The 22,807-nt window shown below is 61.1% G+C and carries 24 protein-coding genes, 3 tRNA genes and 1 pseudogene; 17 read left to right on the forward strand and 11 right to left on the reverse strand.

Features of this window, described 5'->3' with window-relative positions; translation table 11 throughout:
* Nucleotides 1–171 precede the first annotated feature (171 nt).
* The 5 genes from E4U03_RS07855 to E4U03_RS13170 form a co-directional block, all read right to left on the reverse strand.
* Nucleotides 172–804 (reverse strand): class I SAM-dependent methyltransferase, encoded by a 633-nt coding sequence (locus E4U03_RS07855; RefSeq protein WP_135013004.1) that lies wholly within the window; start codon nucleotides 802–804, stop codon nucleotides 172–174.
* Nucleotides 805–882: 78 nt separating this feature from the next.
* Nucleotides 883–1,446, reverse strand: a complete 564-nt coding sequence (locus E4U03_RS07860) for a hypothetical protein (protein ID WP_135013005.1) — start codon at nucleotides 1,444–1,446, stop codon at nucleotides 883–885.
* Nucleotides 1,447–1,602: 156 nt separating this feature from the next.
* On the reverse strand, nucleotides 1,603–2,421 hold the full coding sequence (locus E4U03_RS07865) for a sulfurtransferase (RefSeq protein ID WP_135013006.1): 819 nt from the start codon (nucleotides 2,419–2,421) through the stop codon (nucleotides 1,603–1,605).
* A gap of 154 nt (nucleotides 2,422–2,575) precedes the next feature.
* A complete protein-coding gene (locus E4U03_RS13165; protein WP_209304143.1) occupies nucleotides 2,576–3,148 on the reverse strand; it encodes a hypothetical protein in 573 nt (190 codons plus the stop codon).
* A 30-nt stretch (nucleotides 3,149–3,178) separates the two neighbouring features.
* A complete protein-coding gene (locus tag E4U03_RS13170) occupies nucleotides 3,179–3,895 on the reverse strand; it encodes a hypothetical protein (protein ID WP_209304144.1) in 717 nt (238 codons plus the stop codon).
* Between the two features lie 447 nt (nucleotides 3,896–4,342).
* On the opposite strand from E4U03_RS13170, the gene E4U03_RS07875 reads away from it, so the two are divergent.
* From E4U03_RS07875 to E4U03_RS07920, 10 genes are all read left to right on the forward strand, one after another.
* Entirely contained in the window at nucleotides 4,343–4,849 is a 507-nt protein-coding gene (locus tag E4U03_RS07875; protein WP_135013007.1) for an asparaginase domain-containing protein, read from the forward strand.
* Nucleotides 4,850–4,921: 72 nt separating this feature from the next.
* Nucleotides 4,922–5,659: a hypothetical protein gene (locus E4U03_RS07880; RefSeq protein WP_135013008.1), complete on the forward strand. Its 738-nt coding sequence runs from the start codon at nucleotides 4,922–4,924 to the stop codon at nucleotides 5,657–5,659.
* Nucleotides 5,659–7,881 (forward strand): RecQ family ATP-dependent DNA helicase, encoded by a 2,223-nt coding sequence (locus E4U03_RS07885; protein ID WP_245207693.1) that lies wholly within the window; start codon nucleotides 5,659–5,661, stop codon nucleotides 7,879–7,881. The genes E4U03_RS07880 and E4U03_RS07885 overlap by 1 nt, the downstream gene beginning before the upstream one ends.
* 18 nt (nucleotides 7,882–7,899) lie before the next feature.
* Complete coding sequence (gene tadA, locus E4U03_RS07890; protein WP_194210394.1) at nucleotides 7,900–8,385, forward strand: tRNA adenosine(34) deaminase TadA; 486 nt, start codon at nucleotides 7,900–7,902, stop codon at nucleotides 8,383–8,385.
* 110 nt (nucleotides 8,386–8,495) lie between these two features.
* Nucleotides 8,496–9,149, forward strand: coding sequence for a TetR/AcrR family transcriptional regulator (locus E4U03_RS07895; RefSeq protein WP_245207694.1), 654 nt, complete (start codon nucleotides 8,496–8,498; stop codon nucleotides 9,147–9,149).
* A gap of 65 nt (nucleotides 9,150–9,214) precedes the next feature.
* Nucleotides 9,215–9,305, forward strand: a tRNA-Ser gene (locus tag E4U03_RS07900).
* 171 nt (nucleotides 9,306–9,476) lie between these two features.
* Nucleotides 9,477–10,115 (forward strand): uracil phosphoribosyltransferase, encoded by a 639-nt coding sequence (gene upp, locus E4U03_RS07905; protein ID WP_135013009.1) that lies wholly within the window; start codon nucleotides 9,477–9,479, stop codon nucleotides 10,113–10,115.
* 460 nt (nucleotides 10,116–10,575) lie between these two features.
* Entirely contained in the window at nucleotides 10,576–11,349 is a 774-nt protein-coding gene (locus tag E4U03_RS07910) for a winged helix-turn-helix domain-containing protein (protein WP_135013010.1), read from the forward strand.
* 129 nt (nucleotides 11,350–11,478) lie between these two features.
* Nucleotides 11,479–12,261, forward strand: coding sequence for an alpha/beta fold hydrolase (locus E4U03_RS07915; RefSeq protein WP_135013011.1), 783 nt, complete (start codon nucleotides 11,479–11,481; stop codon nucleotides 12,259–12,261).
* Nucleotides 12,262–12,270: 9 nt separating this feature from the next.
* Entirely contained in the window at nucleotides 12,271–12,798 is a 528-nt protein-coding gene (locus tag E4U03_RS07920) for a SixA phosphatase family protein (protein WP_135013012.1), read from the forward strand.
* A 97-nt stretch (nucleotides 12,799–12,895) separates the two neighbouring features.
* Here the strand turns inward: E4U03_RS07920 and E4U03_RS07925 are convergent.
* Nucleotides 12,896–12,987 (reverse strand) — tRNA-Ser (locus E4U03_RS07925).
* Nucleotides 12,988–13,164: 177 nt separating this feature from the next.
* On the opposite strand from E4U03_RS07925, the gene E4U03_RS07930 reads away from it, so the two are divergent.
* Nucleotides 13,165–13,551, forward strand: a complete 387-nt coding sequence (locus E4U03_RS07930) for a DUF4190 domain-containing protein (RefSeq protein WP_135013013.1) — start codon at nucleotides 13,165–13,167, stop codon at nucleotides 13,549–13,551.
* Nucleotides 13,552–13,660: 109 nt separating this feature from the next.
* Here E4U03_RS07930 and E4U03_RS07935 read toward each other — a convergent pair.
* Nucleotides 13,661–13,751, reverse strand: a tRNA-Ser gene (locus E4U03_RS07935).
* A 168-nt stretch (nucleotides 13,752–13,919) separates the two neighbouring features.
* Here E4U03_RS07935 and E4U03_RS07940 point away from each other — a divergent pair.
* The 5 genes from E4U03_RS07940 (at nucleotide 13,920) to E4U03_RS07960 (ending at nucleotide 19,476) form a co-directional block, all read left to right on the forward strand.
* Nucleotides 13,920–14,912, forward strand: a complete 993-nt coding sequence (locus E4U03_RS07940) for an NAD(P)H-quinone oxidoreductase (RefSeq protein ID WP_135013014.1) — start codon at nucleotides 13,920–13,922, stop codon at nucleotides 14,910–14,912.
* Between the two features lie 163 nt (nucleotides 14,913–15,075).
* Nucleotides 15,076–17,346, forward strand: a complete 2,271-nt coding sequence (locus E4U03_RS07945; RefSeq protein WP_135013015.1) for a carbon starvation CstA family protein — start codon at nucleotides 15,076–15,078, stop codon at nucleotides 17,344–17,346.
* Between the two features lie 9 nt (nucleotides 17,347–17,355).
* Nucleotides 17,356–17,544: a YbdD/YjiX family protein gene (locus E4U03_RS07950; protein WP_135013016.1), complete on the forward strand. Its 189-nt coding sequence runs from the start codon at nucleotides 17,356–17,358 to the stop codon at nucleotides 17,542–17,544.
* Between the two features lie 135 nt (nucleotides 17,545–17,679).
* A complete protein-coding gene (locus E4U03_RS07955) occupies nucleotides 17,680–18,165 on the forward strand; it encodes a dehydrogenase (RefSeq protein WP_135013017.1) in 486 nt (161 codons plus the stop codon).
* 147 nt (nucleotides 18,166–18,312) lie between these two features.
* Nucleotides 18,313–19,476 (forward strand): acyltransferase family protein, encoded by a 1,164-nt coding sequence (locus tag E4U03_RS07960; protein ID WP_135013018.1) that lies wholly within the window; start codon nucleotides 18,313–18,315, stop codon nucleotides 19,474–19,476.
* 13 nt (nucleotides 19,477–19,489) lie between these two features.
* Here the strand turns inward: E4U03_RS07960 and E4U03_RS07965 are convergent, their stop codons facing one another.
* The 4 genes and pseudogenes from E4U03_RS07965 to E4U03_RS13185 form a co-directional block, all read right to left on the reverse strand.
* Entirely contained in the window at nucleotides 19,490–20,119 is a 630-nt protein-coding gene (locus tag E4U03_RS07965; RefSeq protein WP_135013019.1) for a response regulator, read from the reverse strand.
* Nucleotides 20,116–20,739, reverse strand: coding sequence for a sensor histidine kinase (locus tag E4U03_RS13175; RefSeq protein WP_228066019.1), 624 nt, complete (start codon nucleotides 20,737–20,739; stop codon nucleotides 20,116–20,118). The genes E4U03_RS07965 and E4U03_RS13175 overlap by 4 nt, the downstream gene beginning before the upstream one ends.
* 7 nt (nucleotides 20,740–20,746) lie before the next feature.
* Nucleotides 20,747–20,845 (reverse strand): annotated as a pseudogene (locus E4U03_RS13790) (histidine kinase); the annotation flags it as partial.
* Nucleotides 20,805–21,485 carry a hypothetical protein gene (locus E4U03_RS13185; RefSeq protein ID WP_209304147.1) on the reverse strand — a complete coding sequence of 227 codons (681 nt, stop codon included), beginning with the start codon at nucleotides 21,483–21,485 and terminating at the stop codon, nucleotides 20,805–20,807. The pseudogene E4U03_RS13790 and the gene E4U03_RS13185, both read right to left, overlap by 41 nt.
* 228 nt (nucleotides 21,486–21,713) lie before the next feature.
* On the opposite strand from E4U03_RS13185, the gene E4U03_RS07975 reads away from it, so the two are divergent.
* Nucleotides 21,714–22,805 (forward strand): ABC transporter permease, encoded by a 1,092-nt coding sequence (locus E4U03_RS07975; RefSeq protein ID WP_135013020.1) that lies wholly within the window; start codon nucleotides 21,714–21,716, stop codon nucleotides 22,803–22,805.
* Nucleotides 22,806–22,807: the final 2 nt, after the last annotated feature.

The raw sequence follows: 22,807 nt of genomic DNA on the forward strand, positions 1-22,807 counted from the left end.
CTTGTTGGAAGAGGTGGATGAGTTGTTCTCGTTGGTGTTGGGTGAGTGAGCTTCGTGCTCGCATAGGAGATGCTCCCCATTAGTTGGTGACTGTTTTTTAGTAGTCCAACTTATGGGGAGCAGTTCATTTCACCTGCGGGGCTCTTTATTTACCTTGGGTCTTGTAGCCTGTTAACTTCTAAAGATCTCCCCTCCCAGGGGTACCTTTTTTGCAACTATTGCGCCATGCGGGCGAGCATCCTGATCAGTTCGATACTCTTGGTAAAGGATTTGGAATCCTGCCTGACTAAGAATCTCAGCCATAAAACTATCAGGCCAGTACCAGGCCGGGGCGACCGCGTGGTTAAAGATTCCTAGAGATTTTCCTCGAAAATACCCAAGCAGGAGGGTACCGTCCTCAGAAAGGGCCGACCAAATACCTTTGAGTTCCTGTAAGAGTTGTTCTGGTGCGCAATGTATGAGGGAGTACCAAGCAAGAACCCCGCGATATTCCTTTCCTGCTTCATCTGCGACTGTTCCCACCTCAAACTGCTCATGAGGGTATTTTTCCGAGGCAATTTTAATAAAAAGGGGAGTGGGGTCAAGGCCCTTCACCTTTATACCTTGTGATGCAATAAAATTTGCCCAGTGCCCAGGGCCGCACCCAAGGTCAAGGATAATCCCCGCGACGGAACCGGCCCAAGAGCTAACCAGCTTTCGGTCGGCCTCTTTCGTAGCTTTAATATGCCCTAACACCGTTGCATATTCTTGAGCACGCTCAGAATAAGCAGTGATAGTTTGTATGCGGCCCTCACGAGTTGGCATCTGGATGATTCCCTAACCTCTCATCTACAGATGAATTCTGTCGAATCCACAAGGACGTATTGTCTGAGATAAGAGATGCTAAAAATAGATAGAAGTCAATAGGCTCTGAACATATGCAAGATCTTCCTCATAACTTCCTTTGACAATTGGCTCATGGTGAGAGAAACGATTGCGGTTGATATAAACAAAGTTGAGATGACGCTCAAATTCGACTCTACTGACCTTGGTCGACAGGCAGCTAGCAAACTTTGGCCAGACCGTTGCTTGATAGTACTTCGAGAATAAATACCTCCAAAAATCAAAGGGTAGTTCTGCGATAACCCGACCGGCATCCAAAGGCCTTGTCCCGCGCCGCGTTGCGCGTTCGACCGCTTTAACCACGCTTTTCTGAGCTTGGTAGCTCAGCGGTAGGGCAGTGTTCTGAAACCAGTATGTGCCGTACCTGTCATCTTGGCGGAGGGCTCTGTCTACTGCATTTCGCAGTAGGATTTCGAGGTGGCCGATGTCAACTAAGAGTTCCTTGGTGATATGAGCATTCCAGTGGTAGACATGCTCCGGATTCCTATACATCCTGTACCTGTGAAGTCGAGGCTCGGAGAACCACACCTCTAACTCTTCGACTGATACCTTCTTGTTTCCCATGGTTCTTAGCATTATAGTTGAGAATGAAAACCCCGGAACGATCCCTGCTCTTGCAGATCGCCGGGGTTACTGTTTTTCAAGACAGTCTAAGATTCCTCGAAGCCCCCGCTTGACTTGGTAAAACAGGTCAAGCGGGGTTCTTTTTTTGTCTGGATTCTACGCCTCTACGGGGCGCAGGCCAGCCGGGTCCTCTGCGCCCCACTCGGCCCAGGAGCCGTCGTAGACAGCTAGTTCGGTATAGCCCGATACATAGGCTGCTAGGGCGTCAATGCAGGCGGTCACGCCAGAGCCGCAGGAGAAAATCAGGGTTTCAGCATCCCCTGCCACCGCATCCACGGCTGCCTTGACCTCCTCCGGCGCCCGGAAACGCCTCTGCTCATCGAGCAGGGAGGTGAAGGGCAGGCTGACGGAGCCGGGAATATGGCCAGCCCGCAGACCCGGGCGGGGTTCGGGAGCGGTGCCGGCAAAGCGTTCGGCGCTGCGGGCGTCAATGACGGCGGCGTCCTCCCGCTTGGCAAAGGCCTTGGTGGTGAGCGCGTCAACGAAGAGGCCGCGGTCTTCTGCCACGAATGAACCGGGAGTAAAAGGCCCCTCGTTGAGGGGGAGCTGGTTGAAACCGGCTGCCTCCCAGGCGGGCAGGCCCCCGTCGAGTACCGCAACGTTATCGTGCCCCATGGCCACAAACATGAACCAGCCGCGGGCGGCAGAGAACATGCCCTGGCGGTCGTACACCACGATGGCGGCGTCCTTACTAATACCGAGAGCGCGGACCTTAGCTTCAAAGTCCTCGGCGCTCAGCATGGTGTGTACGCCTTCGGGGGCGCTGAACTCGCCGTCGATATCAAAGCGGCAGGCGCCGGCGAACTCGCCGACGGAGGCGTCCAGAATGACCAGGTTTGGGGCGGCAATATTGGCTGCCAGCCACTGGGCTCCCACGATGGGGAAGCGCAGGTTAATGGCGGTAGTTTCGGGCATGATCAGCCTTTCACGGGGGATTGTTACCCTCCCATGCTACTGACTCGGCCGCTGACCGCGAAAGGCTGCGCCCCGGCGTCCTCATGCGGGGAGTAGAAGGACGCCGGGGCGCAGTAAGCCGCGCAACTCAACTGAGGCCTGGGAGCCGGGCGGCTTAGAAGATGCCGCTTGCCTTACGGCCGGTATCGGTCAGGGTGATTTCGCGAGAATCGCGGTTCTGGTCATTACTGGTGGAGGTGTCACCGGCGATACGGCCGACCTGGGTGACGGTGATGTAGTTGCGCAGGCGGCCCTCTGAAGTGAGGCCGTCACCGAAGTTGAGGTTGGCAACCAGCTGGGTTTCACCGGCCTTGATGGGGTTGGCCAGGGTGACTAGGAAGCTACGGGTCGAGGTTGCGGCGTCAAAACCCAGGTCGCGGGTGTAGGCGCCGTTGAACCAGCCGGGGGTGATCAGGCGGTCAACGCCGGTGGGGCCCGATGCGGTCTTCACGTCGATGCGGAAGGAAACTACGGGGAAGTCGCCGTAGTAGCGCTCAGTGCCTACGTTCTTGAGGCGCAAGGCGACTAGGCCGGCGTAGCCTTCAGCCTTCCAGGATGAGACGGTGAGGACGGGCTCAAGGTCGTAGGCGGGTGTAGCGGCTCGGGCTGCGGTTGAGGCAAAGGCCAGGGAAACGGTGCCCAGAGCTAGGGAGGTGATGGCGGTGCGACGGGTGATAGCGGTCTGCATGGTTGTACCTTCTCTCAAAGACGGGGCGGTTTAGTAGGAGTCAGCGGGGTTGCTGTAGAGCTTGACGGTGACCTGGTTCTTGATGGGGACGTTGGCGCGCCAGGCGACGGGGTTGGACCAGGTGCCGTTGAGCATGCAGTACTGCTGGGTGCCGGTCATGGCGATGGTACGGAAGCCGTAGGTGGCTTCGCCGGTGTAGCCTGCGGGTACTTCGTAGGGGCCGATGGTCTGGCCGACGCTCCAGGAGAGGGAGTAGGAGGCGTCGCCGCCTACGGTCTTGGCGATGGAGTAGGCGATGCCGGCGTTGATGCTGCCCTTATCGAGGTTCTGGGTGCCGCCCAGGTTGAAGGAGACGGTTTCGGTCTTTGACCCGTTGACGCTTATGGTGACGGTCTGGGTCTTGGAGAGGCTCTGGGTGAGGTTGACGGGGGCTGAGGTGCTGTTGGTGGTTGAGATGGTACCGACGGGGGTGAAGTTGTCGGTGACCTTGTAGACCACGGTGCGGTAGTCTTCCCAGGCGTTGCAGACGGGGCGGGCATTGAGGATGTTGGCCTTGATGGAGTCGCTCTTGTGGTGGGTCTGAACGATGGGCAGGGTGGCGTTGAGGGCCGGGGTTTCGGGGTAGGTGTTGATGATGGTGCCGTTGCCCGCGTCGGTGCTTTCGGCGGCGGTGGCGGGTGCGGACGCCATGGAGAAGGCGAGTGCAGCTGCTGAGAGGGTTGCTGCTACTTTGGGTGCGAGCTTCATAGTTTGCTCCTAGGGTGAGGTGGTGTGTGGGTGGGCCGCTGGGGGCTTACGAGTCATTCTAGGAGCGTGTTTTGGCGCACTTATATCGCAGATTGGGACGCCCTTGCTTGGGATGGGTGCAGGGCCTTGACTTTGGTGGTGGGCGGGTTTATTTAGTGTTTGAAATATTGCTGGTTTTTCTTTAAAAGGGTCGGGCTTGTCCCTTAAAGTTATGACAACTTTAAGGTTGTATAGACTTGACGTTTTCGGGGTAAAATTTTGTGGCGCACCTTACTTTCTCTGTTGTTTACCTGTGTTTACGGAGCGCTCTTTAGCCTATGTTCGCTATGAGCGAATTTAATCGGGGGGGGGTAGGAATCCCTGAATCCGCCCACTGAGCCGACCACGGGCGTCCGCCTGCCCTCCACTAGACTTAGAAGCAAAACCCCGCAACCCCTCAAGGAAGCCATGCCTATCAATAACGCAGAAACCGTGACCATCCTGACCACCGGCGGGACCTTCGACAAGGTCTACTCCGTAGCCGGTGAACTGGAAATCGGCAAACCCTCAGTGCCCGAGCTGCTCAGCTACGTGCTCACCGACACCGCTTTTGAGGTGCAAAGCGTGCTCAAGCTCGACAGCCTCGACATGGCTGATGCCGACCGCGCCGTACTGACCGAGGCTCTCAATGCCGTGCAGAACGACCGCGTCATCATCACCCACGGCACCGACACCATGCCCGAAACCGCCCGCTACCTCGAAGCCAACGCCACCCTCGGCAACAAGGTAGTTGTGCTCACCGGTGCCATGCAGCCGGCGTCTATGCGGAAGTCCGACGCCAGCTTCAACCTGGGCGCAGCCGTCGCCGCCCTCAACCTGCTCGAACCCGGCGTCTACATTTCAATGAGCGGCCGCATCTTCCCCGCTTCAGCTGTTAAGAAAGACCGGGCCCGCGGCATCTTCGAAATCGCGTAAACCCTGGTGAGCGAGGCTATTGGCCGGTAGGCTTAAAGCAAGCACCGGCCACCCACTGACCAGGAGGACCCCGTGAGCCAGTACCCCGGCAACGACAACACCATCGGTAACTACCAGCCCCAGCAGCCCCCTGCCTACCCCAACCAGGCCCAGCCCCCGGCCTATTCGGCAACCCAGCCCGGTTACTACACCGAGCAGGACGCCTACGCTGGCTATGCCCAGGCCTACGGCCAGGGCCTACCCGCCCACATGGATGCACCCGAGCGCCCGCAGGCCCTCAAAACCGCCAGCCTCATCATGTACGTGATGATTGGCCTGGGCGTTCTGGGGTCTATTCTGGGCACTATCTTCTACCAGGAGATTCAGCAGGCAACGAGTAGCAGCATCCTTTCCCTCTTCAGCGGGATGATGACCGAAGAAGACTTCGCAGCAGCAGAGGCTGAGATAACTGCGAGCGCAGATGCAGGTTTCGCCACTGCCGGCCTCATTATGGGCCTGGTCTTTGGTCTTATCTGGTCTGCCCTGCTCGTCTTCTTCACCATCATGATGAACAAGGGCCATAACTGGGCCCGTATCGTGCTGACTGTCGTGGCGAGCTTCCAGATCCTGAACCTGCTCATAGGTGCGCTGACACTGCTTCTGGTCTTCCACTGGACCATGCTGGTAGACCTGCTCGCTGGCGTGCTAGCTATCGTCTTTTTGGTCTTCGTCTGGAAGAACCCCGTCTCAACCTACATGCGTCAGATTAAGGCCTATCAGCAGTGGAAGCTGCAGCAGGCCTACATGGGCGCTGACCGGGGCCAGCGCTAGTGCCCCTGCCCCAACAGCAGTCAGACCCGGTGGTGGGCGGTGTCCTTTCGCCCGGAAGCCTGCGGGCCGAGGCTACCGAGCTCCTTGCCCGCCTGACCGGCAACCCGGCCGCCACCTTCCACCCCGGCCAGTTCGAGGCCATTGAGGCCCTGGTGCAGCAGCGCCGCCGGGCCCTGGTAATCCAGCGAACCGGCTGGGGTAAGTCGGCGGTCTACTTCCTCTCCGCCCTGCTCCTGCGTAGGCGGGAGAGCGGGCCCGCCCTCATCGTCTCGCCCCTGCTGGCCCTCATGCGCGACCAGGTAGAGGCCGCTGCCCGAGCCGGGGTGCGGGCAGGTATGGTCAACTCGTCGAACATGACCGAGTGGGACGCCGTACGGGCCCAGCTCGCCGCCGGTGAACTCGACGTGCTGCTGGTGGGCCCTGAACGGCTCAATAACCCCTCCTTCCGCTCAGACTGGCTGCCCGAGTTGGTGCGTACCTGCGGCCTGCTGGTCATCGACGAGGCCCACTGCATCTCTGACTGGGGGCACGACTTCCGCCCCGACTACCGCCGTATCCGCGACCTGATTGCGGCCCTGCCCACCGGCGTCCCCGTGCTGGCTACCACCGCAACCGCTAATGAGCGGGTGGTGCAGGACGTCGCCGAGCAGCTCGGCACCCGGCAGCAGGGTAGCGCGGGCTCCGCTGACGACGTGTTTATTCTGCGGGGCCCGCTGTCCCGCGACTCGCTGCGCCTGGGTGTCCTTGCCCTGCCTAGCGCTAGCAACCGCCTGGGCTGGCTAGCCACCCACCTTGGCAGCCTGCCGGGCTCTGGCATTGTCTACACCCTGACCGTTTCGACAGCTGAAGACACCGCCACAGCCTTGCGGGCCGCCGGCTACGAAGTGCTGGCCTACACCGGTAAAACCGACCCCGACGAACGACGCGAGGCCGAAAGCGCCCTGAAAGAAAACCGGGTCAAAGCCCTGGTCGCTACCAGTGCCCTGGGGATGGGCTTCGATAAGCCTGACCTGGGGTTTGTGGTGCACTTGGGCGCTCCCTCCAGCGCAGTGGCCTACTACCAGCAGGTGGGTCGAGCCGGTCGTGGCGCTATTAAGGCCGATGTGCTCCTGCTACCCGGCAGCGAAGACAAGGAAATCTGGGACTACTTCGCCACCGCCTCCATGCCGACCGAAGAAAACACCGGTGCCGTGCTGGCGGCGCTGACCGAGGCAACCGCTGTGGGCACAGAGCTGAGCGTGCTCGCCCTCGAAACCCGAGTCGATGTTAAGCGATCCTCTCTTGACTTGCTCCTTAAGGTCTTAGCGGTGGAGGGGGCTGTAGAACGTGGCGCCCGCGGCTGGGTGGCGACCGGAGCTCCCTGGCACTATGACGCCCCCCGCTACGCCCGGGTGCGCCAGGCCCGTCAGCGTGAGCAGGAAGCCATGCTGGCCTACCAGCACACCGATACCTGCCGCATGGTCTTCCTGGCCCGCGAACTGGACGACACCACAGCCCGTCCCTGTGGCATCTGTGACGTGTGCGCCGGGCCCTGGCACCCCACCGGCTTTAACCCGGCCCTGACTGAGCAGGCAGGGGCAGCCCTGGCCCGCGTGGGCGTACTCATTGAGCCGCGCGGCATGTGGCCCACCGGCCTCGACCGCTTAGTTCCCCAGGCGGTACACGAAGTTACCGGCAAGCCCCTGCGTGGCAAAATTGCCGAGGCTGAACGGGCTAGTGAGGGCCGAGCCCTCGCCCGCCTGACCGACCTGGGCTGGGGCAACCGCCTGCGCGAAATTTTCGCCCCCGGCCCCGACGGGCAGGCTGTGGACGGCCCCGTCCCCGCCGACCTAGGCCGGGCCAGTCTGCAGGTGCTGGCCGAATGGGGCTGGGAGGATCGCCCGGTTGCCGTCATCGGTCTACCCTCGCCGGTGCGTCCGCAGCTGGCATTCTCGCTGGCCCGCGGCATCGCCGCAGCCGGACGTTTGCCCGACCTGGGCGACTTTGAACTGGCGGACGCCCCCGCCCACTTCGGCGGCAACAGCGTCTTCCGCTGTGCCGGGGTGCTGAACGCCTACCGCCTACCACCGGCGGCGGCCGACTATCTGGCGACCAACGCGGGCCCGGTTCTCGTCGTCACCGATAGAATTGACTCTCGCTGGTCAACCACCGTCACCGCCCGTACCTTGCGGGCAGCCGGTGCGACCGCTGTCCTGCCCTACGCCCTGGCCATCACCCACTAAGCACGCGCCGAAGGAACCATGCCCCGATCCGCCCTGCCCACGCGTCCGCGCAACCCGCAGCACGAAGCCCTCATGCGCCAGGCCATCGACCAGGCAAAGCTGGCCCTAGCCAGCGACGACGTTCCCATCGGGGCGGTGGTTGTGGACGCCGCCGGGCAGGTAATCGGGCGCGGCTACAACCGGCGCGAGGCCGATGCCAACCCCACCGCCCACGCCGAGGTTATCGCGATTCGGCAGGCCGCCGAACACCTGGGGAGCTGGCGGCTAGAGGACTGCACTCTGGTTGTTACCCTCGAACCCTGCCTCATGTGCGCCGGGGCTATCCTGCTAGCCCGCCTGTCCACCGTGGTAATAGGGGCCTGGGAAGAAAAAACAGGGGCTGCCGGGAGCGTCTACGACGTGCTGCGCGACCGCAAAGTCAACCACTGGGTAGAGGTCTACCCCGGGGTGCTTGAGAGCGAGTGCGCCGAGCTCCTGACTACTTTCTTTAGAAAACATCGCTAGTAGGGGAGGGCCTGCCCTAAAACGCCCCGCAGAAAACTGCACAGCCGCCCCACAATCATGTATCTTTGAAAAAGGAATACTATTTTTTCAAATAAGGTAAGGGGGCAGGCGTGGCCAAACAACAGGTAGAAGCGGTCGTCTACGCACACCAAACACCGGTGGTCGAGGCGAGCAGCCGCCGCCCCGGGCGCACCAACAAAACCCAGCTCAAACTCTTTGAAGCTGCTATGGACATCATGAGCGAGGGCGGCCCCACCGCCACCACTGTTGAGGACATTGCGGAGAGGGCCGGGGTCTCAAAAGGTACGGTCTACTACAATTTCGGGTCGAAGAGGACCATGATTGACCAGCTCCTGCAGTACGGTGCCAAGCTGTTGCTGGCCGAGATGACCACGGTTGCCAGCAACCACGACGACCCCCGAGAAGCCCTGCGGAGCGCCCTGCACGCCGCCATTATCTACCTGAGCGAGCACCCCGGCTTCGCCCGACTGTGGGTGTCAGAGCTCTGGCGGGCTGGTGCTGAATGGTCGCCCACCACCGACCTGATTCGTGCAGACATCATGTGCTTTATCCGCGAGCTCATTAGCCGCCTGGCTACCCGCTACACCGTGCGCACAGACCGCTCGGTCGAGGGGGTCTCCCTTATTATCTTTGGCGCGGTCTTCATGCTCTCCATGGATGAAACCCGCCACGGTGCTGAGCGCACCCCCGATGAGGGGGCCGAGCTGGCTATGCTCACCATCGACGGCTACATTCAGGGCTAGAGACCTGCCTGCTGGCCCCACTGAGTTGAGTGACCAGGGTATCTAGGGTAAAATTTCCAGAGTTTGGTGACGTGTCCGAGCGGCCGAAGGTGCAACACTCGAAATGTTGTGTACGGTAACCCCGTACCGAGGGTTCAAATCCCTCCGTCACCGCCAGCGATAAAAACCCGTTTCCCCTAGTAAAAGCTAGGGGAGGCGGGTTTTTTCATGCCCAAAGGAGGCTCCGTGACAAAAATCTGACATAAACATGTCAAGCGGTGATACCCCTGTGATACTCGTTTGCCCTCCAACTCTTTACGGGCTGGTGCCCAGTGGTAGCTTTTAACTATGCGTATTAAAGTTCTGGACCACCCCCTGGTTGACCACAAAATTACCGTTCTTCGCGATAAGAACACCCCCTCCCCGATTTTCCGCCAGCTTGTAGACGAGCTCGTCACCCTTCTGGCCTACGAGGCTACCCGCGAGATTCGCGTTGAGCCCCGCGAGGTTGAGACCCCCGTTGCTACCACCGTTGGCTCCCACATCGCCAACCCCCGCCCCCTGATCGTGCCGATTCTGCGCGCCGGTCTGGGTATGCTAGAGGGTATGACCCGCCTGATTCCTACCGCTGAGGTGGGCTTCCTGGGTATGGCCCGCAATGAGGAAACCCTGGATATTGTCACCTACGCCGAGCGTCTCCCTGAGGATCTCACCGGCCGTCAGGTCTACGTGCTTGACCCCATGCTGGCCACCGGCGGCACCCTGATTGAGTCCATCAAGTTCCTGCGCGCTCGCGGCGCTGAGCACATCACTTGTGTGTGCGTGCTGGGTGCCCCTGAGGGTATTGAGGCCCTTGAGAAGGGCGTTGACAGCCTTGAGAACGTCGACCTCTTCCTGGCTGCCCAGGACGACCGCCTCGACGAGAAGGCCTACATTGTGCCTGGTCTGGGCGATGCCGGTGACCGCCTATACGGGGTCGCTGAGTAGGAATTTTAGCTTACTGCCTTAGCCCAGGGGCAGCCTGTCAGATGGCGGGCTGCCCCTGTTTTTGTAGGGATGGACGCCTGTTGCCGGCCCGGTATATGATGGCAAATATATTGCATGGTGAGATTTGCCCACAAAAAGGTATTGACATTTGAGTTTCAGGCGTTCTAGTTGTCTGGTTTTTTCGGCAGGTAAAAATATGCAGAAAACCGGGGGCGCCAAGGCTTTATTTAGAACTTGGGGTGTAAAAGTATGCCGTGGGGTGTAAGGATTTTCATGTTTGATGACCCTCGCTGCGGGGGCTAGACTAAGATAAGTTGAAAAAATACGCGAATATTACTTGCTTTAAATACAAATTCGGACAACGATTAAAAGTAGACAGCAGTCCTACCCACACACGGGGTTTGCTTTCTAGCGGAACCGCACACTAATGCTCAACTCATACAGGGAGAAGGTAGGCAAAATGTCAGGTGCACCGGGGTATGTTCACATCTCGCAGCGCAACCGTTCTGCCGCTCAGCGCCAGCAGGGCGCAGCCGGCCATAGTCGTGGTATTGCAAAGCAGCAGCCCGCTAATCTTCGCCCTATGACCTATAAGCCTGAGCCTCCGCGCGCAGCTGCGCAGGAGAACGAAGCTCGCGGCTTCGTCATTTATGTTGGCCTCAGCGAAGAAGCTGCCGCTAACCACGGAACCTCTTTGGTGCGAATCGTCCAAGATACCCGCGCCTACGTGCAGAACCAGGTGCCTGGCGCAGAGTCCTACGCTGCTGTGGCGCTGGCCCCTGCCGATGCGCAGGGTAGCGACCTTGAGGTCGTCCGCAATGCTCTGGGCGACCCCACTGCCGTGCACTACCAGCCTGAGGCGGTACCGGCATCCGCTCATCACGGTGGCGAGGACGTCAAGCCCACCCACTCAGTGGGCGTGCTGATTGATCTTTCCCGCCGCGAGGTTTACCTGGACGGTGAACTGCTCAACCTCACCTACAAGGAGTTTGAGCTCCTCAACTACCTGGTTGAAAACGGCCAGCGCACCGTTGCCCGCGAAGAGCTGCTTACCAGTCTGTGGCGCGACGCTGAAGAAATCCCCAATGAGCGCACCATCGACGTGCATATCCGCCGTCTGCGCTCTAAGCTGGGCCGCCTATCGAATACCGTGCGTACCGTGCGCGGCCAGGGCTACCGCTTCTACGAGCACCCCGAGGTCGTTGTCTGGGCAGCACCGGAATACTCCATCTAGGTTTACACCCACCGTGCGAAGAGCGTCGCACTCAGCTATAAAGGCTGGGTACGGCGCTCTTTATGTGCGCGGACGCTCCCGCCCCGGCTACCTGCTATCGGGGGAGCGGGCGGTAGTAGAGTAGAGGGCATGACTGTTCCCTCTCTGAAAACTTCTCTTGTTGGCTCTGGGTCCATCAAAACTGTCTTTTTGCACGGTCTGCTGGGGCGGGGTAAGAACTTCACCCGAATCGCTAAGGGGTTGGGGGAGGGGGTGCAAACCCTGCTCGTTGACCTGCCCAACCACGGGGCCAGTTACTGGACAGAGAGCTTCGACTACCGGCAGATGGCGGACTTGGCAGCTAAGGCCATTGAAGAGTTTGGGGCCGGTGAACCTGTGGTGCTGATGGGCCACTCGATGGGCGGCAAAATCGCTATGCTGCTGGCCCTGCGCCACCCCCATCTGGTGAGCAAGCTGGTGGTTATCGATATTGCCCCGGGGGAGTCTAAGGGCAGTTTTGAAATTCTCATGGATTCTATGCTGAACCTGCCCATTGCCACCTACACCACCCGCTCCCAGGCCGAAGCTGACCTGGCAGTCAACGTGCCAGCTGCCGGCACCCGAGCCTTCCTGCTACAGAATCTGACCATGTCAAAGGCCGGTAACTCCTGGGAACCCAACCTACAGATGCTCCGCCGCCACCTGCCCGAGATTATGGGCTGGCCAGGAGCTGACGGAGTTTTTAAGAAGCCGGTGCTGTGGGTTGCAGGTGGGGACTCCCCCTACATCACAGACGCTGACCTTGTGCCCATGAAGAAGCTCTTCCCCCTGGTACGCCGTGTGGTGCTGAAGGGGGCCGGGCACTGGGTGCACTCTGAGAAGCCCGAAGAGACCATTTACCTGCTCAAGCGCTTTATCGGCCTCGACGGTTAGGATGGGTGTATGACCGATTTCGCCCTCCCCCGTCACGATGCCCGCACCCTCATTATTATGCGCCATGCTGAAGCTGACTGGGGGCTTGACGATTTCAACCGCCCGCTGACCCGTCATGGGAGCGAGCAGGCCCAGCGGGCCGGGGCATGGCTGAAGGAGAAGGGGCTGATACCCGAGATGCTGGTCAGTTCCGCAGCCCTGCGGACGCGGCAGACCACTACCTGGGTTTCAGATGCCCTGGGAGAAAAGGCCCCTACCGCCAGCCTGGATGAACGCCTCTACAACGCACCGGCCTCAGCCCTGCTGACCGCTATCAACCGCACCCCCGCCGGGGTGCAGTCCCTGATGCTGATTGCCCACCTTCCCGGAGTGCAGGACGCCGCCCTGCAGCTGGCCCGCCCCGACTCAGAGTACGAGGCGCTGATGGACGCCTCCTACGGGTATGCCCCCTCGTCCCTGACCGTTTTTGAGGTAAGCAGCGACTGGGACCAGCTGATTGAGGGCGAGGCCCGCCTGACCCATTTCGCAAGCTTTTAGCGGGAGCTGCCTACGGGCTCCGAACCTGTGGTGCTAGCCGCTGGGTGCCGTGAAGGTACAGAAAAACCCCGGTCGACTAAGGTCAACCGGGGTTTTATGGCGGAGACGGGGGGATTTGAACCCCCGGTCGAGTTTAACCCCGACCCTTCATTAGCAGTGAAGTCCATTCGGCCGCTCTGGCACGTCTCCATAGTCTGTGTAGAGGCTCGTCAACGTGGCCTAGCAACACAGCTCTACCCATACTAGCGACAAAAGTAGCGGCGGTCAAAACCCCGTGAGATACAGGCGCTAACCCTGGAGCTTGCTGTGGACCACTTGATAAAATGGCACAGGTAACACTCAGCACCCAACGGTAAGGAAATCGGCGTGTCAGAATCGTACAACCAGCAGAATCACCAGAATTCAGGCCAGAACTACGGCTCCTACAGTGCGCCCAGCGAGCAGCCCTACGCGCAGAACTACAACCAGCCCTACGGCCAGGTTGCTGTAAACCCTGAGGGGCAGAAGCACGCCCAGAACGCCATGATTTTCGGCATTCTGTCCATCGTTATTGCGGGCCTCGGTGTAGTTCTTGGTCCCCTGGCTCTTTCCCAGGTCCGCAAGGCTGAATCCTACGGGGCTGAGGCAACCGTCGGTAAGGTCACCGGCTGGATTGGTCTGGTGCTGGGCATCCTCTCCCTGCTCTTCATCATCGCCTACATTGCCTTTGTTGTTGTTTTGATCGGCACCGCCGGTACTTCTTCTACCTACTAGTACTAGAAGTCTTTTACCTAGAGAGCGGGGGGCAGGCTGAGACCTGCCCCTGCTTTTGTCTCTGAATCCGGGCATGAAAAAACCCGCTCCCTTACGGAAGCGGGCTTCGTGGCGGATGGTGTGGGATTTGAACCCACGAGACGGGGTTGCCGCCTACTGGTTTTCAAGACCAGCTCCTTCGGCCGCTCGGACAACCATCCAAACTGTGCTGAGCACTTCTACCATGGTACACAGTTGCCGCCCTAAAGCAAAATAGTGGCCTTTGTGCCCTTGCTCTCGTTAGGCTGGGGTAAGGGGCGGGCAGTAAACATCCGTCCTCCTAGCTGCCCGGTAAGGGGCAGAAAAACCTGTCTGAGAAGGAGTTCCCCATGCGCGCCATCCTCGAAGAAGAACACGGCGGCCCCGAGGTGCTGGTCGTGAGCGAGCAGTCGACGCCGACACCCGGCCCCGGCCAGGTGCTGCTACAGGTGGCGGCCAGCGGGGTAAACCGGGCGGACGTCTCCCAGCGGCAGGGCTTTTACCCTCCGCCCCCTGGAGCTAGTTCCATCTACGGCCTGGAGGCCTCCGGTACGGTGGAAGCCGTGGGGGAGGGCATCGATGAGGGCTACCTGAACCTGGAGCGGGTCGCCCTGCTCGCTGGCGGTGGCTACGCCGAGTACGTGGCGGTGGATCTGAGTCATACCCTGCCGGTGCCCGAAGGTATCAGCCTTGAAGATGCCGCCGGCCTGATTGAGGTAGCTGCAACGGTCTACTCCAACCTGGTTCTTACCCTGGGGGTTGCACCCCGCCCCGAGGGCAACGATGGCAAAACTCTGCTCATTCACGGTGGTACCGGCGGCATCGGCACCCACGCTATCGAACTGGCCCGAGCCCTGGGGTTGCAGGTTTTTGCCACCGGCGGTAGTGATGAAAAGTGCGATTTTATCCGGGCGCTGGGCGCTGAGGCTATCAACTACCGTACTCAGGACTTCCGCGAGGCCGTCCGCCAGCTTACGGACGGACGCGGGGCCGACTACATTCTGGACGTTGTGGGTGGAGCCTACCTGGAGGAAAACATTAAGACCCTGGCGGTAGATGGCTCTATGTCCGTCATTGGTCTGCAGGGCGGGCCCAGGGGGCAACTCAATCTGGGCTATATGCTCCCGCGCCGCTTGAGCGTGCACGCCACTTCTCTGCGCTCGCGGTCGGCTGCTGATAAGGCCCGCATCGTCAAAGGTGTGGGGCAGCTCGTGTGGCCCCTGATTGAAAGCGGGGAAATCTCGAACCATACCAGCGCTGTCTTCCCGCTTGAGCAGGCATCAGAAGCCCACGCCCATTTAGAAGCCGGGGAGCACCGCGGCAAAATTCTGCTGACCCCCTAACCCGCGGGCGTCCGCGCATCTGCGACGGGCGCCCTGCCGGCCGGTGAATGAAAAGCGGCGCCACAAGTGCCGTAATATGTGACCTGGCGCCCATGGAGGAGTATTGTGTGAGTGCACACACCCACACAGTTGTGGGATATCACAGTCACATTGGAGCCTCACCATGTCACCACAGAGCTCTTCAACCCTAGAGCAGGAGCGGCCGAAGCCCTACGTCGACCCCGACGTGCTCGACGCCGAACACCGCACCCGGAAGCCCAAAACCGTCGCCATCTGGGCCCTCATCGCCCTGGTCGGAGCGGTTTCCTGGTCCATGATTGCTATCTTCCGCGGCGAAACCGTCAACGCCATCTGGTTTGTCTTCGCCGCCGTCTGTAGCTACCTGATTGCCTACCGTTTCTACGCCCGCTTCATCGAAGCCAAGCTCACCCAGCCCGATGACCGCCGCGCGACCCCTGCCGAATACGACGCTGACGGCAAGGATTACGCCGCCACCGACCGCCGCGTACTCTACGGACATCACTTCGCCGCTATCGCGGGCGCTGGCCCCCTGGTAGGCCCCGTCCTGGCAGCCCAGATGGGCTTTTTGCCCGGCACCATCTGGATTATCGTCGGCGTTATCTTCGCCGGCGCTGTGCAGGACTACCTGGTGCTCTTCTTCTCCATGCGCCGGGGCGGACGCTCCCTGGGCCAGATGGCCAAGGAAGAGTTAGGAACCGTAGGTGGCTACGCCGCCATTCTGGCAACTCTGGCCATCATGATCATCATTACCGCTATTCTTGCCCTGGTCGTGGTCAACGCCCTGGGTGAATCCCCCTGGGGTGTTTTCTCGGTGGGCATGACTATCCCTATTGCCCTCTTTATGGGCGTTTACCTGCGCTACCTGCGCCCCGGTAAGGTGGGCGAAGTATCGCTGATTGGCTTCGTCCTGCTCATGGCCGCTATCGTGGGCGGCGGCTGGGTCTCCAACACCGCCTGGGGCATGGAGTACCTGCTGCTCGACCGCATCACCCTGGCCTGGTGCGTCATCATCTACGGCTTTATCGCCGCCGTCCTGCCCGTCTGGTTGCTGCTCGCCCCGCGCGACTACCTCTCAACCTTCATGAAGGTGGGCACCATCGTGCTACTGGCTGTCGGCATTATCGTCGTCCGCCCCGAAATTACCGTCCCCGCCATCAGTGAGTTCGCCGGCCGCGCCGACGGTCCCGTCTGGTCGGGTTCCCTCTTCCCCTTCCTCTTTGTCACCATCGCCTGCGGTGCTCTGTCTGGCTTCCACGCCCTGATCGCCTCGGGTACCACTCCCAAGATGGTTGAAAAGGAACGCCAGACCCGTTTCATTGGCTACGGTGGCATGCTCATGGAGTCCTTCGTTGCCATCATGGCCCTGGTCGCTGCTGTCACCATCGACCGCGGTATCTACTTCGCCATGAACTCAGCAGCCGGAGCAACCGGCGGTACCGTCGAATCAGCGGCCGCCTTCGTTAACTCCCTGGGACTGGCTGGCGTGCACGTCACCCCCGAACTGCTGCAGGGCACTGCGGACGCCGTCGGTGAGCACTCTATCGTCTCCCGCACAGGTGGCGCCCCCACCCTGGCCGTGGGTATGGCGCTGATTCTCAACCAGATGCTGCCCTGGTTCGAATTCACCAGCTTCTGGTACCACTTCGCCATCATGTTTGAGGCTCTCTTCATCCTCACCGCGGTGGACGCCGGTACCCGCGTAGCCCGCTTCATGCTCTCGGATACCCTGGGCAACTTCTTTCCCAAGTTCCGTGACCATAACTGGCGACTGGGCGCCTGGCTGACCACCGCCGTCATGGTGGCAGGCTGGGGTTCGATTCTGATTCTGGGTGTCACCGACCCGCTCGGCGGCATCAACACCTTCTACCCCCTCTTCGGTATCGCTAACCAGCTGCTGGCTGCTGTTGCGCTGGCTGTCTGCCTGGCGATTGCCGCGAATAAGGGCCGCTTCAAGTACCTCTGGATTATTGCCCTGCCCCTGGTCTTCGACCTGGTTGTTACGGTGGTGGGCTCCTACCAGAAGATTTTCTCGTCCAACCCCGCTGTGGGCTACTGGGCTAACCACTTCCGCTACAAGGATGCTCTGGCAGCCGGTGAAACCTCGCTGGGTGCGGCCAAGGACGTGGCTGCCATGGAGGCGGTTGTACGCAACACCTTCGTGCAGGGCTCGCTTTCTATCCTCTTCGTGGTGCTGACCCTGGTGGTCGTTGTTACCGCCCTAATTGAGGTCGTCAAGGCTAAGAACGGCCACGCGAAGGAAAGCAAAGAAAACCCCTACATCGAGTCGAAGCTCTACGCCCCGGCTGGCATGATTGCCACCCCCGCCGAGCGGGAGCTAGAGGCCCAGTGGCAGGAGTTCTACCGCAAGCACCCCGACCAGATCAGCGGTTCTGCCGGGCACAGTGGCCACTAGGAGGGGAGTATGAGCATCCGTTCTTTTCTCACCCGTATCCGCTGGTTCGCTAGTGGAGTTATGGGCGCCGATAAGTACCAGAAGTACCTGGCCCACCACCGCGCCAGTGGCTGCGCCCACGCTCCTATGACCGAGCGGGAGTTCTGGAAAGACTATACCGACTCCCTCGATAAGAACCCGGGAGCTCGGTGCTGCTAGCTGACCACGGTAGGTACCGTCACAGTGAGAAAAATCCACGAACTAGCTGGGTATTTCTGACTGCGATGGTACCTTCTCCGGGGAGTAGTGAAATTAGGGTAACCTAAGTATGTAGACCTCGTGAAAGGAGTAACCGTGGGTATCAAAGACTTCCTACAGAGCCGCAGGGACGACGCCGAACTCGGCAAAGGCCTCTGGCGCCGCGCCCACTACCGCTTCGTCCGTGGCCTTGACCGCTTCCACCAGATTCTCGAACGCGTACCCGCCGGGCCCACTCTTGAAGAGCTCGTCCCCCTGGCCAATGACCTGGCTGATCTGCTGCCGCGCGTCCGCACCGTGGCCGCCGAGGCCCAGCGCCTGGCCCCTAGTGAATCAAACGATATCCCCGCTTCCCCCACCGGGGTGTACTCCGACCTGCACCGAGCGCTTTCCAAGGCGGGTAACTCCCTAGCCCTTTGCGCTGAGGCCCTGGCTATGACCCGTTGCGCCGGTGATTGCGGCACCGACTGCACCCGCACCGCCACCATCGCCCGCCGGGTCGAAACGGTGCAGCAGCACGTTGCGGACGCCGAAGCTCGCCTGGCGGCCGCCCGGCAGGAAGCCTTCGCCCCGGTGTCCTAACCGGTTCTGTCACCCATATCGCGTAGCTATCCCCTAAAAAGTGCCTGCCCACCTGTACTGCTAGCCGGTAAGGTAGGTGGGTGCCCGTTCGCGCTTTCTCAGGGCACTGCCACACACCGCACGTGATTCAGAGGGGATTTCTACGCCATGAACCGCTACGCCCACATTGACGCGATGCGCGCTTTTGCGGTGCTTCTGGTGGTGTTTTCCCACGCCGGGCTGACCTTTGTGCCGGGCGGGTCGGGTGTAACAATTTTCTTTGCTATCTCGGGCTTTATCATCACCTACCTGTTGCTGCGAGAACGCGATAAGACCGGTAGCTTCGACCTAGCAGGCTTCTACATTCGCCGCCTGCTCAAAATCGCCCCGCCCCTGATTCTGGCGATTGTGATACCCACGCTGGTCTATCGGTCGATGGGTGGGGCCGTCGATACTCTGGACTTCCTGGGACAGGTCTTCTTCTTTAACCTGCGCTACCTGGACTCGCAGATTACGGTACTGCCGGGTACGCACGTCATGTGGTCTCTGTCGATTGAAGAGCAGTTTTACCTGGTCTTTGCCCTAATCTGGCTGGTGTTGGTGCGCTGGACCGCTTACCGGCGGGCCCTGGCCCTACTGGGTATAGCTGTGGTGCTCTACTCGTCGCTGTCTCGCTGGGTTCTGCATGACGCCGGCGCTAGCGCCGACCGCATCTACTTCGGCACCGATACCCGCATGGAGGCTATTGCCATCGGCATGCTCACCTCCCTGTGGTACCACCGCTACGCCGCGGACGAGATGGTGCTGGGGCGTGAGGTCGTGGGCCGCCGCTACCGGTCGGGGGCCCTGATTCAGGACGGACGCACCATCCCGCTTCTGGGGCGCAACTGGGTGCTTTTTGCCGCCCTGGGGGTTTACCTGCTGACTCTGGTGATTCGGGATGATACCTTCCGCGATACGGTGCGCTATTCGCTCCAGGCCTGGGCGGCGTCCGCTGTGATGCTCTGGGGCCTGGTTGCTTCGCGCCAGCCCTTGGGTGCTACTGTGCACCGCTTCTTGGCCTGGCGGCCCCTACAGCTGATTGGCCTGTCGAGCTACAGTATTTACCTGGTGCACGACGTGCTCTTCAAGGCCCTGGAACCTCACTTGCACGGGCTGCCCACCCTGACCCAGGTTGCCCTGCTGGCCCCGCTGGGCGTGGCCGCCGGTGTGGCGATGTACCTGGTGGTCGAAGTGCCGGTGATGCGCTTTAAAGACCGCTACTTCGGGGCGAGCTGGAAGAAGCAGGCGGCAGCAGCTGATACCCCCGGCCCCATGGGAACTAAGAGCTAGCGGGAACCAAGAGTTAGAGCAGCCCCTCGCTCCGGGCCGCAGCGATAGCTGCCGTGCGGTTATCGACGCCCAGCTTGGTGTAGATATGCACCAGGTGGGTCTTCACCGTGGCTTGAGAAATAAAGAGAGCCTCAGCCAGCTCCTTGTTGGTAGCCCCGGTAGCCAGCAGCTTGAGCAGCTCCATCTCACGGGCCGACAGAGAAATAGCGGGCCGCTGTATGCGCTCCATCAAGGCCGCCGTTATCTCGGGCGATAGCGTCCGCTCACCCCGCGCCGTCGCCAGTACCGCTGCCTGCACCTGCTTGGGCGGGGCATCCTTCAGTAGGTAGCCCAGGGCCCCTGCCTCAATAGCCGCAACGATATCGCCCTGGGCGTCAAAGGTCGTCAAAATCAGCACCGGCGGCCCGCCCGCAGCCTTGAAAGCGCGAGTTGCCTCGATGCCGTCCATGGGCTTCATCTGAATGTCCATGACTACCACATCCAGTGCCGCCCCAGCCCGGGTCTGCTCCGCGGCCACGGTGAGCGCCGCCGACCCGTCGGCTGCTTCTGCAACCACATCGATGCCTTCAAAGCTTTCGAACATGGCGCGCAGGCCGGCGCGCACAACGGGGTGGTCATCAACGAGTAGGGCGCGGACGGTCACTGGGCCTCCTGATCGGATCGGTGCTGGTTGGTCTGGCTGAGGGGGATGCGGGCGGTGAGGACGGTGCCTTCACCGGGGGTACTTTCAATGTCTAGGCTACCGTCGAGGTGGGCAACGCGCTCGCTGAGAGAGGTGAGCCCGTAGCCGGTTCCGGTTTCGCTGAGGGGGCTTGCTGCTAGGGGAGTGGGGGTGAAGCCTCGGCCGTCGTCGAAGATGTCGAGGGTGACTTCGCCGGGCCAGATGCTAAGGGTGAGGGCTGCGCGGCTGGCTTCGGCGTGGGCAGCGACGTTGGCGAGGGCGCCCTGGGCTACGCGCATGAGGGTTGCCGAAACCGCCTCGGGCAGGGCGTTGGCTGTTTCTTCCTTCCCCTCGAGAATAAAGGCGCAGGTGAGGGGCTTTCCGGCGGCTTTTTGGGCAGCTTCGGTGGAGGCTGCGAGAGCCCTGAGTGCTGATACCAGGGAATCATCCAGGGCAGGGGATGAGAGATCCCGAATAAAGCGGCGGGCCTCAGCCAGGTTGGCGGCGGCCGAGTCCTGGATAACGCGCACCTGGGCGGCTGCGGCGTCCGCCTTTTCCCCCCCCCTGAAGCGCGGACGCCGCTGCCCGGGAAACCAGCACAATGGACGAAAGCCCCTGCGCCAGAGTGTCGTGGATTTCGCGGGCCAGGCGCTCGCGTTCTTCGAGCTTACCGGCGCTGTATTGCTGCTGGACGAGCTCGGCCTGCACCGCGCGGAGCTGCTGGGCGAGCAGCGTCGGCGCGCAGGGCGCGGTAGGTGAAGGAGATGACGATGGCGAGCAGGGCCCCCAGGGTGGGGCCGATGAGGTAGCCGGGGGCTAGCCCCTCGGAGTGAAGGTAGCCGAGACCGAACCCGGCAGGACCCACCAGAGGCAGGGCAATGGCCAGGGCACAGAGGACGAGGGTGGCAGCTACCCCCGCTACGGGGGCGAGCAGGTGCAGGTAGAGGAACATGATGGGGAAGACCACCCAGGTGAAGGAGCTATCGAGCGCCATAAGCCCCAGCCACAGCAGGGTGATGATCAGTAGCCACAGGTGGGCGGGGGTAAAACGAGCTGCCTGCCGGTAGCGGGCGGACGCACCTGGCCGGGGGAAGAAGTCGGTGAAGGTTGCAGGTAGCCCCCGCCGGTTCTCGTAGACCGTACCGGCCAGGTAGATTCCACCGAGCACCAGTGAGAGCACCCCGATGACGGTATGCCGCACCTGGTAGACGCTGCCGACCAGGGCCAGAACGGCACCGAAACACAGCAGAAAGGCGAACATGATGTGCAGGCTCACCCGCAGAATCTTGAGCACCAACAGAGTTTGCTGCGAGGAAGTAGCGGGGAGGGGGCTGGGCGCGGTCGTCATACAAACTCACTTTACCTTTTGCCGACCCGGTGCAGGTTTGGGCTGTGCAGGGTTTTTGGGCTGTGTGCAGGGTTTTCTCTGCACACAGCCCAAGAAGTCTGCACAGCGGGTGGTCGCATCAACCAAATGGTTGACTCCAGGTTCAACCCTTACCCCGATGTGGGTAACCCCCGGTGGGAGCTTGAATAGAAGTATCAAGTTTTCCTGTGTTTGAAAGGTAGTGCAGTCATGTTCGTCGGTTGGCGTGACATCCTCTTCGCTAAGGGCCGTTTCACCCTGATTGGGGCGACAGTAGCCCTGATTACCCTGCTGTTGGTCATGCTGACCGGCCTGACCGGTGGGCTGAGCAACCAGAACACCGATGCCCTTGAAAAGATGGGGGCTGACCGCTTCGTATTTGCCCCGTCTGAGAGCGGGGGTAAGGCCTCCTTCACCGATTCTGCTGTCACTGTCAGCCTGCAGAACGAGTGGCAGGCAGCCGGTGCCAACGCAACCCCGGTCGGTTTCCTCACCGGCAAGGTTGAGGGCAACGGAGCCGCTTCGATGAGCCTAATCGCTACCCCCGCCGGTTCTGACCTGGCTGAACACACAGCGTCCCTCATCCAGGGCACCCAGCCCGGTGACGGCCAGATCGCCATGCCCACCAGCGTCGCTGAAGAGATCGGCGCGACCGTGGGCGATACCGTTACCTTCTCGGGCACCGACGTAACCGTCTCAGGTATCACCGAAGACACCTTCTACTCCCACACCAACGCAGGCTGGGCAACCACCGCCACCTGGCAGGGCATCACCCACCAGCGTGAAACCGAAGAGCAGGACGCCGTGCTCGGCACCGTCCTGGCCGTAACCGGTAGCGCAGATTACGCAGCCACCGCAGATGCCACCGGAACCCAGGCCCTGACCACCCGCGAATCCTTTGCAGCCCTGCCCGCCTACTCCTCCGAGAACGGCTCCCTTAAAACCATGCAGGGCTTCCTCTACGGCATCTCCGCTCTGGTGATTATCTCCTTCTTGACCGTCTGGACCATCCAGCGCACCCGCGACATTGCCGTCATGCGAGCCCTGGGCGCCTCCCGCGCCTTCCTCACCAGGGACGCCCTCGCCCAGGCAACCGTGATTCTCGCCGTTGGTGCCGCCCTCGGTGCCCTGGTGGGCTGGGGCCTTGGCACCCTGGCCGCAGGAGCCGTACCCTTCCAGCTCTCAGCCCTCACCATCGCCGGCCCCGCCGCCGGAATCTGGGCCCTGGGCATGGGAGGTGCCCTCATCGCCCTGCGCCGCGTCGCCACCGTAGACCCCATGATTGCTCTCGGCGGCAACTAGAA

The organism is Rothia nasimurium, assembly GCF_004569295.1.
Classification (GTDB): Bacteria; Actinomycetota; Actinomycetes; order Actinomycetales; family Micrococcaceae; genus Rothia; species Rothia nasimurium_B.